Here is a 15011-nt window from a genome sequence, read left to right as displayed (position 1 = left end):
AAAAGGTTCAACATCAAGCCACTAGCCGAACGCAACCGGTTGGCGGTCGGTGCGACCGGCATCGTACTGATCATCGCCATCGTCGCCGCCGCATTCAGCTACGACAAGATCCCCTTCATCAAGGGGACGTCCGACTATCAGGCGTACTTCGCCGATGCCGGCGGCATCAAGACAGGCAGCGACGTGCGGGTGTCGGGCCTCGGGGTCGGGCGCGTCTCGGGAATCCATCTGGAGGGTGCCAAGGTTCTGGTCGATTTCACGGTGCGTGACGGCGTCGAACTCGGCGACCGCACCGAGGCCGCGATCAAGACCGAAACGGTGCTCGGTACCAAGGTGCTGGAGCTGACACCGCGCGGCGACCGAAACCTGGCCGGTCCCATCCCGATTGAACGCACCACGTCGCCGTACGATCTGCCCGCAGCGCTGGGTGACCTGACCACCACGATCAGTGGCCTGGACACCACCCAGCTGTCGTCGGCGCTCAAGACGCTGGCGCAGACCTTCCAGAACACCCCGCCCGATCTCAAGCTGGCGTTGGAGGGCGTGGCGCGCTTCTCCGATACCCTCGGCACCCGCGATGCGAAGCTGCGCCAGCTGCTCGCTGACGCCAACAAGGTCACCGGAGTGCTGGCGAAGCGCAGCGACCAGATCGCACGACTGGTGGTGAACACGGACGCGCTGCTGGGCGAGATTCTGTCGCAACGCAACTCGGTCGAGACGCTGATGGTCAATGTCAGCGCGGCCACCCAGCAGCTGTCCGGTCTGGTCAAAGACAATCGGACGCAACTCAAACCCGCCGTCGACAAGCTCAACGGCGTACTGGGCATCCTCGACAACCGCAAGAAGGAACTGCAACGCACGCTGTACCTGCTGCGCCGGTACGCGATGTCGTTCGGCGAAGTGCTGGGTGCGGGACCGTTCTTCAAAGCGTCACTGGTCAACCTGTTCCCGGGACAATTCGATCAGCCGTTCGTCGACGCGGCGTTCTCCGATCTGGGTCTGGACCCGAATGTACTGCTGCCGTCGCAGCTGACCGAGCCCGGTGCCGGCCAGCCCGGTATCCCGCCCCTGCCGACGCCCTACCCACGTACCGGTCAAGGGGGACCGCCGAATCTGTTTCTGCCCGACGCGATCACCGGCAATCCGGGAGATCCGCGCTACCCGTATCGCGAGCCGCTGCCCGCACCCGCGCCGGGTTGTCCGCCGCCCGGACCGCCGGCGCTGGCCCCGGCTCCCGGTGAGGTGCCCGCACCGACCGTCCCGCCGCCCACCCCGCTGCCGCCGCCGAACCACTCGCCCAGCGGTTCACCGGGCGTGGTTTCGGATCCGGTTTCCCCGGTGGGAGGGCGGTGACGATGGCTGTCGACCTCGGTACGAAAGATTCTCGCGGACGCGGGATTTGGCGGATTGCCATCGCGGTGAGTCTTGCTGTGACGCTGACCGTCGCGGTCACCGGACTGGCCCGATCCTGGTGGGTCACCGCCACGACGAGCACCTACGTCGCGTACTTCGCGAACACCAACGGCCTGTACACCGGCGACGACATCCGGATTCTGGGCGTCACCGTCGGCACAGTCGAAAAAATCGAACCGCAGCCGCGTGCCGCCAAGGTCACTTTCTCGGTGGACTCGCAATACGCACTGCCCGCCGACGTCCGCGCCGCAATCTTGTCGCCGTCACTGGTCAGCGCGCGGGCGATCCAGTTGGTGCCCGCCTACACCAGCGGCCCGAAGCTCGCCGCGGGGTCCACCATCGCATTGGATCGCACCGTGGTGCCAGTGGAGTGGGACGACTTCCGCCAGCAACTCGAGAAGCTGACGGACTCGCTGCAACCGGCCAGCCCCGGCGGTCCCAGTGCGGTAGGCGAATTCATCAACAGCGCCGCGGACAACCTGCGTGGCCAGGGAGACACCGCACGCGACACCGTGATCAAGCTGTCTCGCGCGATGTCGGCGCTCGGCGACCACAGCACCGACATCTTCAGTACCGTCCGCAATCTGCAGATGCTGGTGTCCGCACTGTCGTCGAGCAGCGACCTGCTCGCGGACTTCAACACCAACATGGCCGCCATCACCACCGCGTTGTCGAGTACGCCGAACAACATCGCCGACGCGACACGCGATCTGAACGCCGCGGTCAAGGATCTGCGCGGGTTCATCGCGGAGAACCGGGAGGGGCTCGGGACCACCTTCGACCACCTCAATGCGATCACCACGGCACTCAACGACAGCCGCACGGACCTCAAACAGGTCCTGCACATCACGCCGACGGTGTTCCAGAACTTCACCAACATCTACGACCCCGCGCAGAGCGCCATCACCGGCATCCTGGCGCCGGTCAACTTCGCCGATACCGTGCAATTCCTCTGCGGCGCAATCCAGTCCGCGGCGCGGGAGAACTTCGCCCAGTCCGCCAAGCTGTGCGTGCAGTATCTGGCGCCGATCATCAAGAACCGGCAGTACAACTTCCTGCCGATCGGCGGGAACCCGTTCGTCGGTGCAACTGCCCGGCCCAACGAGGTCACCTACAGCGAGCCGCGGCTGCGGCCGGGCGGGGCTCCGCCGCAAGAGGCCCCGACGCCGGGTCCGCTGCCGGCAGAGGCGCCCGCGGCCGCGCCGACCGACCCGAGCCAGGGACTGGCCGGCCTCATGGCGCCGCCGCAAGGGACACAGCCATGAAACGACTCGTGACCGTGACGCTCATCCTCGTCAGCGTGCTGGTGCTACCGGGATGCCAATGGCGTGGCCTGAATTCGCTGACGCTGCCCGGCACCGTCGGCGACGGACCGGGCTCGTATGTGATCCAAGCGCAGTTGCCCGACGTCGTGGTGATCCAGCAGAACACCCGGGTGCGGGTCGGCGACGTCAACGTCGGCAACGTCACCAAGATCGAGGTGCAGGACTGGCACGCGCTGGTCACCATGCGGATCGACGGAGATGTCCACCTGCCCGCCAACAGCACCGCCAAGGTCGGGCAGACCAGCCTGCTCGGTTCGATGCACATCGAGCTCAGCCCGCCCACCAACGAGCCGCCGCAGGGACAGCTCACGGGCGGCGCGGTGATCCCGTTGTCCAGGGCCGCAACGTATCCCACCACAGAGCAAGCTCTCGCATCGGCGTCGATCCTGCTCAACGGTGGCGGGTTGGCTCAACTCCAGGAGATCAACCAGACCTTCGCGAAAGCGTTGGCCGGGCGCGAGAACGACATGCGCAGCCTGCTGACCCAGCTCGACACGTTCATCGCCCGGCTCAACGCCCAGACCGACGACATCATCTCTGCCACAGAGAATCTGAACTCCCTGGTCGGCCAGGTCGCGGCGAACCGGCACACCGTCGACAAGGCGCTCACCACCATCCCGCAGGCATTGGCTGTGCTGGCCGAGCAGCGCGCGAACCTGGCCAACGCGATCGACGCCGTCGGGCGGTTCGGCGCCGTTGCCTCGTCGACGGTGACGCAGACCAAGGAGAGCCTGGTCGCGAATCTGCGGAGCATGGTGCCCGTGCTGCGGTCGTTGGCCGATTCAGGGCCCGCGCTGACCAAGGGACTGGACTTCCTGTCGACGTACCCGTGGGTGAAGAGCAATCTGGGCAACTGGTTCCGGGGCGACTTCGCCAACATCACGATGGTCATCGACCTGACTCTGAGCAGGCTCGACAGCAGCCTGTTCACCGGAACCCGGTGGGAAGGCAACCTCACCGAACTGGAGATGCAGTGGGGCCGCACCATCGGTCAGATGCCCAGCCCGTACACCGCGGGCAACCCACTGATCGCTCCCTACCACTTCGGGGGGTACTGACATGTTGCGTCTGCGCTTGTCCCGCACCGTCTGGACCCAGCTGGCAATCCTCGGTGCCGTCACCGTAATTGCTTGCAGCGTCATGGCATTCGGGTTCGTGCACGTGCCGACGTTGCTCGGGTACGGCCGCTATACCGTGACCGTCGAACTGCCCGAATCGGGTGGCCTGTATCCGACATCGGTGGTCACATACCGCGGCACCGAGATCGGCCGGGTCAGCGCGGTCGATGTCACCGCGGGTGGCGTCCGCGCCGAGCTGAACCTCGACTCGTCGATCAAGGTGCCTGCGGACGTGTCGGCCGCGGTCCACAGCCGCTCGGCCGTCGGCGAGCAGTTCGTCGAATTGATCCCTGCTGCAGGCCAATCCGGCAGTGGATCGGAACTGCGTAGCGGCGCGACCATCCCGGTCGCGAAGGTACGAATTCCGCCCGATATCGGCAACCTGCTCGACGCCACCAACCGGGCGTTGGAAGCCATCCCGCAGGACAACCTGCGCACCGTCGTCGACGAAGCCGACAAGGCGGTCAGTGGGCTCGGCCCCGAGTTGTCGCGCGTCGTCAACGGCTCGACGGCGCTGGCCATCGAGGCCGGCAAGAACGTCGGCCCGATCACGCAGCTGATCGACCAAAGCCCCGCGGTGCTGAACTCCCAAGTGCAGACCGCGGATTCGATCGCGACCTGGGCGCAGCGGCTGGCCTCGATCACGGGCCAGTTCAAAGCTCAGAACGTCGCATTCGCCGAACTGCTGAAGCTGGGGCAGCCGACCCTGGACGAGGGCCGGGCCCTGTTCGACAGGTTCGCCCCCGCGCTACCGCTGTTGCTGGCCAACATGGTGAGCCTGGGTGACATCGCGATCACCTATCGGCACGACATCGAGCAACTGCTGGTGTTGTTCCCGCAGGGCACCGCGCTGATGTCGGCGATCGCCGTCGCCGACTCGGACCTCAAGACGCCCTACCGCGGCATCTATCTGGACTTCAAACTGAACATGAACCTGCCGCCACCGTGCAACACCGGGTTCCTGCCGATCAAACAGCAGCGGATACCCAGCGAGGTGGACTATCCCGAGCGGCCGGCCGGTGAGCTGTACTGCCGGGTGCCGCAGGATTCCGATCTGAATGTTCGCGGCGTGCGGAACATTCCGTGCGAGAACAACCCCGCCAAGCGGTCACCGACGGTTGAACTCTGCGAGAGCAACGAGCCGTATGTGCCCCTCAACGACGGTTACGTCTGGAAGGGCGACCCCAACGCCACCCTGACGGGGCAGGGGGTTCCGCAGTACGCACCGGGCACCGATCCACGGCAGAACCCCGGCGCTCCGCCCGGACCGGCACCACCGGTGGCCTTCGTGCCCTATGACCCCGCGACCGGCGGGTACGTGGGTCCGGACGGTAAGCCGTATACCGACTCAGACCTGGCCGCCACCACGAAAGGCAAGACATGGCAGAGCATGCTGACGCCGAACAACTAGACGCAATTGCCGATCTCAGTGACACAGTCGACGAGACGGGCGTAGCGGCCAAACCGTCCTTGCGGCAACGGTTGCCGCGCATCTCACCCGTGGTTGCGGTCGGGCTGACGCTGGTGGTCGCCGTCGGCGCCCTCGTGGGCTGGCTGGGTTTGCGCGCTCACCAGGCGCAGGAGGGGCAAGCGCTGAAGAACTTGTACGTGCAGACCGCGCGCCAGGCAGCGCTGAACCTGACCACGATCAGCTACACCGAGGCGGACACCGACATCCGGCGAATTCTCGATGCATCCACCGGTGCGTTCCGGGAGGACTTTCAGCGTCGTTCGGAGCCGTTCGTCGCCGTGGTGAAACAGGCCCGATCGAAATCCGAGGGCACTGTCACCGAGGCCGGCCTGGAATCGGTGACCGGTGATGGCGCACAGGTGCTTCTCGCGGTATCGGTGCGGACGTCGTTGGCCGAGGCGCCGGCCGGACCACCGCGAAACTGGCGCATGCGGATCAGCGTCGCGAAAGACGCTGCCGGCGCGCGGATCTCCAACGTCCAGTTCGTGTCGTGAGACACCGGACGATCAGGGCAACGTGAAGGACAGAACATGACAGTGGACATCGAAGAACGGCCGGTATCGGTCGAGGCGGCCGAAGCCGTCGACGCCGAACCTGCGGTAGTGCAGAGTGATTCGGGGAAACCGTGGGCGCGGTGGGTTGGGGTTGCGCTGGCGGCCGTGGCAATGCTACTCGCCATCGCCGCGGGATACCTGAAATGGCAAGATGATTCGGTGCGGCTGGCGCAGACCGCGGCTACCGAGTCGGTGCGGGCCGCCAGCGAGGGCACCATTGCCATGCTGTCCTACCGCCCGGACACCGTCGACACGGAACTCAAGGCCGCTGCTGACCGCCTGACGGGAGGTTTCCGCGGCGAGTACACGAAGCTGGTCGACACCGTTGTGGCCCCTGGGGCCAAGCAGAAGCACATCTCGGCGGTAGCGACGGTGCCTGATGCCGCTTCGGTTTCGGCCACCGAAAACCATGCGGTGGCACTGGTTTTCGTGAATCAGACCACCACCATCGGCAATGACGCTCCCACCGGTTCGACGTCGACCGTGCGGGTGACTCTCGACAAGGTGCACGATCGATGGCTGATTTCGCAGTTCGACCCGGTGTGATCCCCGGGATTCTGGTCGTGGTCGCTGCCGGATTCGGGTGGACGGCGCCGCCGGCCCTTGCCGATCCGGTGACGTACGTCAACAGCGTCAATGCGCGGCCCGGGTTCGCATTCCCGAGCGGCGAGGCCGCCATCGCCTACGGGCGCGGCGTGTGCGACAAGATCTCCGCGGGCCGTAGCTATGCGCAGATCATCGGTGACATCAAGGTCGACGTCACGGGCGGCGACGAAGGCCAAGCCAATTACCTTGTCGGACAGGTTGCCAACGAACTGTGCCCCGAACTGATCGGGCCGCTGCGCGATTCCGCGGCCAACTACCGGCCGAGGGCACAGTGAGCACCCGGTTGGCCGGGGTGATCCTGGCGGTCTTCGCGTTCGGCGCCGCGCTGCCTGCGGTGGCCCACGCCGACAACGCGCGCCTCAACAACAGCGTGGTCGCGAACGTCTTCACCATTCAGCACCAGGCCGGGTGCACGAACGATGTCGCGGTCAGCCCGCAGCTGCGGCTCGCGGCGGAGTGGCACGCCAACGACGTGCTGAACAACCGCGACCTGGACGGTGACCTCGGCTCAGACGGGTCGACCCCGCAGACGCGGGCCCAGGCTGCTGGCTTCCGGGGCAAGGTGTTTCAGACGGTGGCGATCAACCGGTCGATCGCCATCAACAACCTGGACGTGCTCAACCAGTGGTACTACGACCCGCCGACCTACGCGATCATGGCCAACTGCGCCAACACGGTCATGGGTGTGTGGTCGGAGAACAGTTTCGACCGCTCGGTGGTCGTTGCCGTCTACGGTCAGCCGGGGGCGTAGAGACTCACCGTTTGTCCCCGATCTAGACCAGGTCGCGGAGCTCCTCGATGAGCTTGACGCGGTCGGCGGTCGTCGCGCCCATCGGCACCACGTTGAGCACCGTGACGCCGGACTCCCGGAACGCGGCCACGCGCTCCTTCACGAATTCGCGGCTACCGATCAGCGAGATGTCCCGAACCAGTTCGTCGGGAACGACTTTCGCCGCGCCGTCCTTGTCGCCGGCCAGGTACAGCTCCTGGATGCGGTCGGCTTCGGCGCCGTAGCCGTACTTGGTGGCCACGTTGTGATAGAAGTTCTTGCCCTTGGCACCCATGCCGCCGATGTACAGCGCGATGTGGGGCTTGATGAATTCGCGCATTCCCTCGACGTTGTCGCCGATGGCGAGTGCCGGTCCGGCGTAGATGTCCATGGGCGGCAGCGAGGCGTCACGCTTGGCGTACCCGGCCTCGAGTGCGTCGCCCCAGACGTCCTTGGCGCGCTCCGGCAGGTAGAAGATCGGCTGCCAGCCTTCGGCGATCTCCGCGGCCAATTCGACGTTCTTCGGGCCGAGGGCTGCCAGCAGCACCGGAATGCGTTCGCGCACAGGGTGGTTGATCAGCTTGAGTGACTTGCCGAGCCCGGTGCCCTGGCCCTCGGGTAGCGGGATGGTGTAGTGCTTACCCTGGTAGGCGAGTCGCTCACGGCGCCACACCTGCCGGCAGATTTCGACGACCTCGCGCGTACGCCCGATCGGGTTGTCATAGGGCACACCGTGGAAGCCCTCGATCACCTGCGGGCCCGACGCGCCGAGGCCCAGGATGTACCGGCCTTCGGACACGTAGTCGAGGCCGGCGGCGGTCATGGCCGTCAGGGTCGGCGTGCGCGTGAAGAGCTGCAGGATGCCGGAGGCCAGTTCCACCCGCTCGGTGGCGGCGGCCAGATAGCCGAGTGCGCTGACGGCGTCGAACGAGTACGCCTCCGGGACGAAAACAACGTCCAAACCGGCCTTTTCGAGGTCGGCGACCTCGGCCACGACCTCCTTGAAGCCGCCGGCGTAGTTGATGCCCAGACCGATCTTCATGTCACTGCTCCTTCGCGGCGAGGGCGGCGATCTCTTCGGCTGCCTCGGCTTGGATTTGCGGGAACTGGGCGCCCATCGCCTCCGACAGGGCCTGGGCGCCGGACAGCGGCCGGACCATCACCATGAAGTCGTCGATCAGGCCCTCGTCGTTCACGTGGATGAAGTCGCATCCGGTGATCTTCTTGCCGCCCACGGTGGTCTCGAAAACCAGTGCGTGACTGCTGGTTTCGGGGTCGTTGATCTCGCGGACGTAGCGGAAGTCCTCGAAAACCCGCATCACACCGCGCAGGATGGCTGCGGTGATGGGCTTACCGGGATAGGGCTTGAACGCAACGGGGCTGGTGAACACCACGTCGTCGGCCAGACAGGCCACCATGGCGGCGGGGTCGTGGGTCTCCACGGCCTTGCGGAATGCCTGCATCGCATACCTCGCATAGTCAATTTGTTGATTAGGTATCGGTGACGCTAGCGGGACAAGCTCAGCATGTCTATATGTGACTAATCACTTTGTTGACTACTAGACTCACGGGCATGGCTCTGCGTGACGCCGTCTTGGCGGCCCTGCTCGACAGTGAGGCCTCGGGATATGACCTGGCCAAGGGCTTCGACGCGTCCGTTGCCAACTTCTGGATGGCCACCCCCCAGCAGCTGTACCGGGAGCTCGACCGCCTCGCAGCCGACGGGCTGATCGAGGCCCGGGTCGTGGAACAGGAGCGGCGGCCCAACAAGCGGATGTTCACGCTGACCGACGCCGGCCGGGCCGCGGTATATGAGTTCACCGAAGCGACTCCCAAGCCGCTGGCCATGCGCGATGACTTGCTGGTCCAGGTGTCGACCGTCGACAGCGGCAACGATGTGGCGGTGTGCGCGGGTCTACGGGATCGAATCCAGTGGACCACAAAGCAACTCGAACTCTATGAACGAATCCGCGCGCGGATACTGGGTGGCCGTAGCGAAGCAGTGTTCTTGGCCGAGGCGGATCGGGTGGGGCCCTACCTGACGCTGATGCGCGGTATCTCGTTCGAGCAGGAGAACCTGCGGTGGGCGCAAACGGCGCTGGCGGTCATCGAGCGGCGGCAGCCGCGGCGTTAACATCGGGTATGCCCGTCTGGGAGCTGGGTCCGGCGCAGATGATGGTCGTCGGCACCTTCGGCGACCTGGACCTTCACCACCATCCCGCGGTGCAGGTCGGCGTCGGATTGACCGGCCCGCTGACTGTCCGGACGGACGATGTCGCGTCTCGGAGCGGATACGTCGTCGTCATCGCGAGCGGCGCCGGCCACGCGGTCTGGTCCGAACCCACCGATCAGACGTTGGCGCTCTACCTGGCGCCGCATAGCTGGCCCGGGGCGGCACTGCACGCCTTGAGTCTCAGCGAGTCCCGCGACGGCATCTGGTTTCCGTCCGGCGGTCAGCAGTTGGCGCGCACCGTCGAGTCGATGCTCGATGCCGGCCCGGAAACTGCCGCCGCACGTTTGGTCGACGGTCTGTGCGGTGCCCCCGAGGAACAGCCGGAACTTCATCCCCAGCTGAGGCAGGCAATGGACCTGATCTACAGCGGAACAACTGATTCCGTGGATCTGGCATCGGTCGCCCATGAGGTGGCGGTGTCGCCCGACTACCTCGGCCGCCTATGCCGGCAGCAGACCGGGGTGTCCTTCTCGGCAGCCACCCGCTGGGCCAGACTGATTTCCGGGCTGAAGCATCTCGCCGACGGTGAACAGGTCACCGATGCCGCACACCTGGCGGGATTCGCCGACGGGTCCCATGCCAACCGGGTGTGCCGCGAGATGACCGGCGCCGCACCGTCGGAGATCGCCCGGGCGCTGCGGAATTCGACGGATCCGTCCAAGCAGTGATGGCACCGGCGGCTCCATACTCGAAGCACCCTACGAGGAGGAGACCGCAATGCCGGTGATGTCCAAAGTCGAGCGGGCGTTCTGCTGCGGGGCCATGTGGCGAACCACCACCCGTGCCGTCCTCGACATGCTGCCCACCGATCGGCTGGGGGAGCAGCTGCTCGAAATCGGTTCAGGCAGTGGCGCAATAGCGGAGGGGCTGTCATCGGCGCGTCCCGGCGTGTCGATCACGGCGACTGATCTGGACCCCGTCATGGTCGACGCGGCGACGCAACGACTGAAGGACAATCCGCACGTCACGGTGCAGAGCGCCGATGCCACCCGCTTGCCGTTCGACGACGGTGAATTCGATTCGGTGGTCAGTTGCCTGATGATGCACCACGTCATCGAGTGGGAGGCCGCGGTCGCCGAGATCGCCCGGGTACTCAAACCCGGCGGAATGTTCGTCGGCTACGACCTCACACGGACACCGGTCGCCACCGTGGTTCATCGGGTGGACCGGTCGCCGTTCCGGCTGGTGAACCCCGATGAGCTGGTTGCGGAGGGGCGGAGCAATGGGCTCCGTATCGATACGAGTACCAAGGTGTTTGGGCATGTGATGCAGTTCAGTGCCACCAAGACCTGACGGTGAGTAGGTTGGTCTGAAGTCGGCGGGGGAGGAACACATGCGGAGTCTGGTCAACTGCGGAGCGGCACTCGTGGTGGCAGTGCTGGCTGCGGGCTGCGGCGGCGGGTCTACGCAGTCCAGTCCAGCCACCTCGTCCGCCAAACCGGCGACCTCGACGGCACCGCCACCGCCGGCGATCGTCGCCCCGGCGCAGCTGAAGCCGGGGGCCTACCCGACCAAGGCGCATGAGCCCTACGGCACCGCGGGTGCCCCGGAGGTCGGCGCGAAGGTCGAGGCGCAACAGCTGGCCGGCTACGTGGTGGGGCCGTGGGAAGTCGACAGCACCCTCACCGAGCCATATCTGTCAACGTATTTCGTGATCGATGCGCCGGGTGCGCTGGCTCAGTTCGGACCCGAGAGCATCGCCTCCGCTGCCGGCCGGCACAATTTCATCGACGGGTTCGCCTCGGCGCGGGAGTCCGCGACCAAGTCCGTGTTGATCAACGGCGTGCTGCGGTTCGCCGGTCCGGCGGATGCGACCGCGGCGGCCAGTGAGATGAATGCGGCCGCCCTGCAGCTCAAGATCCGCGGCGCGGAGCCGAAACCTGTTGCACTCCCCGAGCATCCGGATGCGCTGGCGTCGACGTACGACGTCGATTCCCGTGGCGCGAAGGTGACCACCGCCCGGTCGTTCACTGCGCGCGGCCCGTATGTCCTGATCCAGCTGGCGCAGTCGACAGGCGGTCCGGATCCGGCCATCGCGTTGGTGGCCAAGGCGATAGGGGCCCAGGTCCGTGCGATCGAGCCGTTCAAACCGGCGGCTGAGCTCGCGGCGGTGCCGGTCGACCCGACGGGACTCCTGGCGTTGACGTTGCTGACCGATGCGCCCCGCAACTCCCAGAACGCCGTCTACTCCGGTACCGGGGCCTTGCACTTCCAGAGCAACCCGATTGCGTCGGGCAAGGTTTTCCAGGACAACGGCGTGACCGGGTTCGCGCGGGGGAAGACCAGTGTGTATCAGGCCAAGGACCCGTCGTCAGCGGTGAACGTGGCGAACGCCTTCGGTAAAGAGGTGTCGGTCGACGGGACCGAGACGGCCGATCCGGTGCCGGCACTGACGCTCAGCCGCTGCATCTTGTTGGCCAACCCGAAGCAGTTCTACTGCGTCGCGCCGGCGGGCAATTACGCCATCGAGGCGCGTGGCGCCGAACTGAAAGACGTGCACGAACAGGTTGCCGCGCAATACATTCTGTTGACGGCTAAGCCTTAGCGGAGCCGTTCAGCGACAGGCCGGTGGTCGACTGCAAGAGGCAGATGACCGTGCTCGGTAGCGGCGTGTGTCCCGTCCGGTCCATGTTGGAGTCGATCAGGTAGGTCGAGGTGTACCCGCCGTTCTGGCCGGTGTACTGCGTCAGACCCGCCGCGCACCGCTGATCGGCGACACCGGAGACGGCGTCGTTGACCGCGACGCTGGCCCGGAGGAAGACCTCGGCGATGTGTGGTGCGGAACAGTCGACCAGGGTCACCTCCACGACGCTCGGGTCGGTGGGCGGGGGCGTGTTCAGGCAGTCGCCGACCTGCAGGTCGACCCACTTGGCCTGCCGCGCATTCGGTTTGATCGGCACGATGGGGACCGGTGAGGGTGACGGGGCCGCGGTCGTGGTCGCGGTCGCGGCGGGCCCAGCGGGCGCTGTGCTCGCAGTGCTCGGCGATGGTGTCGCCGACGTATTCGAACCACAGGCCGCGAGCAGCGACACTGCCGCGACCTGCCACACGAGCCGATGTGGGCGTACGGTCATGCTGATCATGTTAGTGCTTTGGGGCGGCAATCATGTTGATATCCAACGTGATTGCCGTGGCGTGAAGGTCACCTGCCCGGGCCGGATCGGATTCCGAAGATGTCGGCCAGCACCCCCGACAGCGTCGCGGCCGGATCAGGTGGCAACGTCTCGGCACGCCACGCGACGAACGCGTCCGGTCGGATCAGCAGGGCGCCGTCGGTTTGCAAGTAGGTCGCGGCGAGCCACGCCGGCCGATCATTTGCTGGAATCGTCTGCACAGCAACGCCTTCCGGTGCAGCACGATGCCAGCTGCCGGTGTCGTCCGAGGTCAGGAGGGCGCACTCGGTGCCGACGAGATCCAACGTGGAAACGCGGCCGCCTTGCAGCCACACGTGTGGCATCCGGGTACCCGGCTGTCCGCGCAACTCGGTGACGAGCTCGGGTTGCGCCCCGCTGGGTGGGGTGTCGGCGATGACGGCCGTCGACCGGTACCGATACCCCGCCAGCAGCGCGAACATCGACTGTTCTTCGTCGACGTCGAAGCCCGAGGGGGCATCGAAGTCCAGGGTCGCGAGGATCGGTCCGGTCAGCGACTGCCGGCTGCTGAACACCCCTACCGGATGCCGTTCGTCGTGATAGGTGGCCAGGAGTGCAGGGTCGGCGCGGCCCTGCAGCACAGCAGCCAGTTTCCAGGCCAGATTGTCTGCGCTCTGGATCGCGACGTTGGCGCCACCGGCCCGAAACGGCGGCATCGCATGGGCGGAATCGCCGACGAAGAAGGTGCGGCCGCACAAGAATGACGCGGCCACCCTTTGGTGCGGCTGCCACGGTGCGACGTCGATGATCTCGATGTCGATCGGCTCGCCCACTGCCGCCAGGATCAGGTCGCGGCAGCGTTGCTCGGTGAACTGCTCGGCGGACTGCCCACGCTGCGGAAAATAGGTGGTGATGAACAGGCAGAGATCACTGTCGGCCGGGACGAAGATGCCGTCCACCCCGGTGTTTTTCACTTGCACGCTGGCGCCGTCGCCGAGGTGCGGGACGAACTGGAGCCAGGGGCCGCGGAAGTAGATGAACACCACGTAGATCGGCAGCGTGTCGAGACCGGCCGTGTCGACGTTGAGGGTATTTCTGATGCTGCTGTGTACACCGTCGGCGGCGACGAGGTAGTCGGCGCGTATCGCGGTTCTTTGGCCGGACGCGATGTCACGCAGCACAGCGCTGACTCCCGATGCGTCCTGGTCGAGGGACACCAATTCAGTTCCGTATCGGACTTCGCCACCACGATTTCTGATGTGGCGCAGCAGGATTGGCTCTAGTCGACTCTGTGGACAGTATTGGATCACCGGTTCGGGGCTGAGGTCGTCCAGCCCGGCGAAGATGGCGCCGATGTCGAGGGCGGGCAGCTCTTCTGAACTGTTCAGGGCCGGCTTGATCACCATGTCCGAGGTCTGGGCGCCGACCGCGTGCACCTCGTCGGACAGTCCCAAGCCGCGCAAGATTTCCAGCGTGCGGAAACTCAGGTTGCGGGCCTTCGGGTAAAGGAAGAGCTCTGGGCGCTTCTCGACGACGAGGGACTCGACACGGTGCTTGGCCAGCAGGGCGGCGGTTGCCAGCCCGGCCGCACCGGCTCCGACGATCAGGACCGGCGTGCGGTGGGTAGTCATCGGGGCCTCCCGAATTTGAATGGAACTAAATAGTTCCGTTCAACGGTGACACGGTCTCCGGCCAGGCGCAAGCCCTGACGGTCAGGAAGGCGACGCGGTGGCCAGCGGCAGCACCACGTCGTCCAGCACCCGCCGGACGTAGATGCGGTCGATGGGGCGTCCGGAGATCATCCGCAGGATGTTGAGCCCGAGGACTGCGTCGGGCAGCAGCGTCAGATCGCGCGCGGTGGAGATCTCACCGCGGGCGACTGCCCGATCGAGGATCGAGCGCAGCACTTGGCGCGGCACGCTCAGCACCAGATCGTCGAGGGCTGCCGACAGTACGGGGTCGCGCATCGCCGCCGTCGCGACCCCGACCACCACGCGAATCGTGTCAATGTCCTTGGCGTCGTAGTCGGGAACAGCATCCACCAGGGCGTCCAGGTCGCCGCGCAACGAGCCGGTGTCGGGGGCGGGCGGCGTCCCGAGCGAGCGCCGCCAGTGCGCGATGGCCTGTGCCACGACCTCGCCTTTCGACGACCAGCGCCGGTAGATCGCCGCCTTGCCGACCCCGGCGCGCGCCGCAAGGTCATCCATCGTCATCCGGTCGTAGCCCAGCTCGGTGACTGCCGCCAGGGTCGCGTCGAGGATCGTGGCCTCCAGCGTCGGATCCCAGCGACCGGCCGCACGCTTGGGAGCTCGACTGGTCGGCATGGGACGCTCCTCGTTTCAGCGGAACAAGACAGTTCCGCAACTGTAGAGCGACTTCCCGCCGATGTCCGCGATCTCGCCCGGCCTCTCTGCGTCGAACGCCGGCGAT

17 protein-coding genes are annotated in these 15011 nt (G+C 66.1%); 12 read left to right on the top strand and 5 right to left on the bottom strand.

What is annotated here, in order from left to right:
* Positions 1-12: 12 nt before the first annotated feature.
* The 8 genes from TL10_RS09850 to TL10_RS09815 are packed head-to-tail and all read left to right on the top strand — an operon-like array spanning position 13 to position 7238.
* Positions 13-1353 (top strand): MCE family protein, encoded by a 1341-nt coding sequence (locus TL10_RS09850; protein ID WP_043985573.1) that lies wholly within the window; start codon positions 13-15, stop codon positions 1351-1353.
* 2 nt (positions 1354-1355) lie between these two features.
* Positions 1356-2678, top strand: coding sequence for an MCE family protein (locus tag TL10_RS09845; RefSeq protein ID WP_043985511.1), 1323 nt, complete (start codon positions 1356-1358; stop codon positions 2676-2678).
* The gene (locus TL10_RS09840) at positions 2675-3796 is read left to right on the top strand and encodes a virulence factor Mce family protein (protein WP_043985510.1); all 1122 of its coding nucleotides are present in this window, start codon (positions 2675-2677) and stop codon (positions 3794-3796) included. Before TL10_RS09845 ends, TL10_RS09840 begins: the two co-directional genes overlap by 4 nt.
* Position 3797: 1 nt before the next feature.
* Entirely contained in the window at positions 3798-5267 is a 1470-nt protein-coding gene (locus TL10_RS09835) for an MCE family protein (RefSeq protein ID WP_043391785.1), read from the top strand.
* Positions 5237-5821, top strand: coding sequence for an Rv1363c family protein (locus TL10_RS09830; RefSeq protein WP_043985509.1), 585 nt, complete (start codon positions 5237-5239; stop codon positions 5819-5821). Before TL10_RS09835 ends, TL10_RS09830 begins: the two co-directional genes overlap by 31 nt.
* A 36-nt stretch (positions 5822-5857) precedes the next feature.
* The gene (locus TL10_RS09825; protein WP_043985508.1) at positions 5858-6427 is read left to right on the top strand and encodes an Rv1363c family protein; all 570 of its coding nucleotides are present in this window, start codon (positions 5858-5860) and stop codon (positions 6425-6427) included.
* Positions 6397-6762: a DUF732 domain-containing protein gene (locus TL10_RS09820; protein WP_043985507.1), complete on the top strand. Its 366-nt coding sequence runs from the start codon at positions 6397-6399 to the stop codon at positions 6760-6762. The genes TL10_RS09825 and TL10_RS09820 overlap by 31 nt, the downstream gene beginning before the upstream one ends.
* Positions 6759-7238, top strand: a complete 480-nt coding sequence (locus TL10_RS09815; RefSeq protein ID WP_043985505.1) for a CAP domain-containing protein — start codon at positions 6759-6761, stop codon at positions 7236-7238. The genes TL10_RS09820 and TL10_RS09815 overlap by 4 nt, the downstream gene beginning before the upstream one ends.
* A 22-nt stretch (positions 7239-7260) precedes the next feature.
* Here the strand turns inward: TL10_RS09815 and TL10_RS09810 are convergent, their stop codons facing one another.
* Both TL10_RS09810 and TL10_RS09805 read right to left on the bottom strand, forming a co-directional pair.
* Positions 7261-8298 carry an LLM class F420-dependent oxidoreductase gene (locus TL10_RS09810; RefSeq protein WP_043391791.1) on the bottom strand — a complete coding sequence of 346 codons (1038 nt, stop codon included), beginning with the start codon at positions 8296-8298 and terminating at the stop codon, positions 7261-7263.
* A gap of 1 nt (position 8299) precedes the next feature.
* Positions 8300-8719: a nuclear transport factor 2 family protein gene (locus TL10_RS09805; protein ID WP_043985504.1), complete on the bottom strand. Its 420-nt coding sequence runs from the start codon at positions 8717-8719 to the stop codon at positions 8300-8302.
* Between the two features lie 110 nt (positions 8720-8829).
* Here TL10_RS09805 and TL10_RS09800 point away from each other — a divergent pair, with 110 nt between their 5' ends.
* The 4 genes from TL10_RS09800 to TL10_RS09785 are packed head-to-tail and all read left to right on the top strand — an operon-like array spanning position 8830 to position 12034.
* Complete coding sequence (locus tag TL10_RS09800; RefSeq protein WP_043391796.1) at positions 8830-9390, top strand: PadR family transcriptional regulator; 561 nt, start codon at positions 8830-8832, stop codon at positions 9388-9390.
* Between the two features lie 8 nt (positions 9391-9398).
* Positions 9399-10157, top strand: coding sequence for a helix-turn-helix domain-containing protein (locus TL10_RS09795; RefSeq protein ID WP_043985503.1), 759 nt, complete (start codon positions 9399-9401; stop codon positions 10155-10157).
* Positions 10158-10206: 49 nt separating this feature from the next.
* A complete protein-coding gene (locus TL10_RS09790) occupies positions 10207-10782 on the top strand; it encodes a class I SAM-dependent methyltransferase (protein ID WP_043985502.1) in 576 nt (191 codons plus the stop codon).
* 40 nt (positions 10783-10822) lie between these two features.
* Entirely contained in the window at positions 10823-12034 is a 1212-nt protein-coding gene (locus TL10_RS09785) for a DUF7373 family lipoprotein (RefSeq protein WP_043985501.1), read from the top strand.
* Here the strand turns inward: TL10_RS09785 and TL10_RS09780 are convergent.
* The 3 genes from TL10_RS09780 to TL10_RS09770 form a co-directional block, all read right to left on the bottom strand.
* The gene (locus TL10_RS09780; RefSeq protein WP_043985572.1) at positions 12024-12563 is read right to left on the bottom strand and encodes a hypothetical protein; all 540 of its coding nucleotides are present in this window, start codon (positions 12561-12563) and stop codon (positions 12024-12026) included. The two genes, TL10_RS09785 and TL10_RS09780, sit on opposite strands and share 11 nt — an antisense overlap.
* 68 nt (positions 12564-12631) lie before the next feature.
* Complete coding sequence (locus TL10_RS09775; protein WP_043985499.1) at positions 12632-14212, bottom strand: FAD-dependent monooxygenase; 1581 nt, start codon at positions 14210-14212, stop codon at positions 12632-12634.
* An 81-nt stretch (positions 14213-14293) separates the two neighbouring features.
* Positions 14294-14905, bottom strand: coding sequence for a TetR/AcrR family transcriptional regulator (locus TL10_RS09770; protein WP_043391809.1), 612 nt, complete (start codon positions 14903-14905; stop codon positions 14294-14296).
* Positions 14906-15011 lie beyond the last annotated feature (106 nt).

Source organism: Mycolicibacterium llatzerense (assembly GCF_000878195.1).
In the GTDB taxonomy this organism is placed as follows: domain Bacteria; phylum Actinomycetota; class Actinomycetes; order Mycobacteriales; family Mycobacteriaceae; genus Mycobacterium; species Mycobacterium llatzerense.
This window is presented reverse-complemented; position numbering and strand designations above follow the sequence as displayed.

Bases quoted from the DNA above. Each gene is read 5' to 3' on its own strand.
- TL10_RS09785 (WP_043985501.1), top strand. From the start codon at position 10,823: ATGCGGAGTCTGGTCAACTGCGGAGCGGCACTCGTGGTGGCAGTGCTG.
- TL10_RS09845 (WP_043985511.1), top strand. From the start codon at position 1,356: ATGGCTGTCGACCTCGGTACGAAAGATTCTCGCGGACGCGGGATTTGG.
- TL10_RS09780 (WP_043985572.1), bottom strand. From the start codon at position 12,563: ATGACCGTACGCCCACATCGGCTCGTGTGGCAGGTCGCGGCAGTGTCG.
- TL10_RS09770 (WP_043391809.1), bottom strand. From the start codon at position 14,905: ATGCCGACCAGTCGAGCTCCCAAGCGTGCGGCCGGTCGCTGGGATCCG.
- TL10_RS09800 (WP_043391796.1), top strand. From the start codon at position 8,830: ATGGCTCTGCGTGACGCCGTCTTGGCGGCCCTGCTCGACAGTGAGGCC.
- TL10_RS09840 (WP_043985510.1), top strand. From the start codon at position 2,675: ATGAAACGACTCGTGACCGTGACGCTCATCCTCGTCAGCGTGCTGGTG.
- TL10_RS09775 (WP_043985499.1), bottom strand. From the start codon at position 14,212: ATGACTACCCACCGCACGCCGGTCCTGATCGTCGGAGCCGGTGCGGCC.
- TL10_RS09795 (WP_043985503.1), top strand. From the start codon at position 9,399: ATGCCCGTCTGGGAGCTGGGTCCGGCGCAGATGATGGTCGTCGGCACC.
- TL10_RS09825 (WP_043985508.1), top strand. From the start codon at position 5,858: ATGACAGTGGACATCGAAGAACGGCCGGTATCGGTCGAGGCGGCCGAA.
- TL10_RS09820 (WP_043985507.1), top strand. From the start codon at position 6,397: ATGGCTGATTTCGCAGTTCGACCCGGTGTGATCCCCGGGATTCTGGTC.
- TL10_RS09805 (WP_043985504.1), bottom strand. From the start codon at position 8,719: ATGCAGGCATTCCGCAAGGCCGTGGAGACCCACGACCCCGCCGCCATG.
- TL10_RS09790 (WP_043985502.1), top strand. From the start codon at position 10,207: ATGCCGGTGATGTCCAAAGTCGAGCGGGCGTTCTGCTGCGGGGCCATG.
- TL10_RS09810 (WP_043391791.1), bottom strand. From the start codon at position 8,298: ATGAAGATCGGTCTGGGCATCAACTACGCCGGCGGCTTCAAGGAGGTC.
- TL10_RS09830 (WP_043985509.1), top strand. From the start codon at position 5,237: ATGGCAGAGCATGCTGACGCCGAACAACTAGACGCAATTGCCGATCTC.
- TL10_RS09835 (WP_043391785.1), top strand. From the start codon at position 3,798: ATGTTGCGTCTGCGCTTGTCCCGCACCGTCTGGACCCAGCTGGCAATC.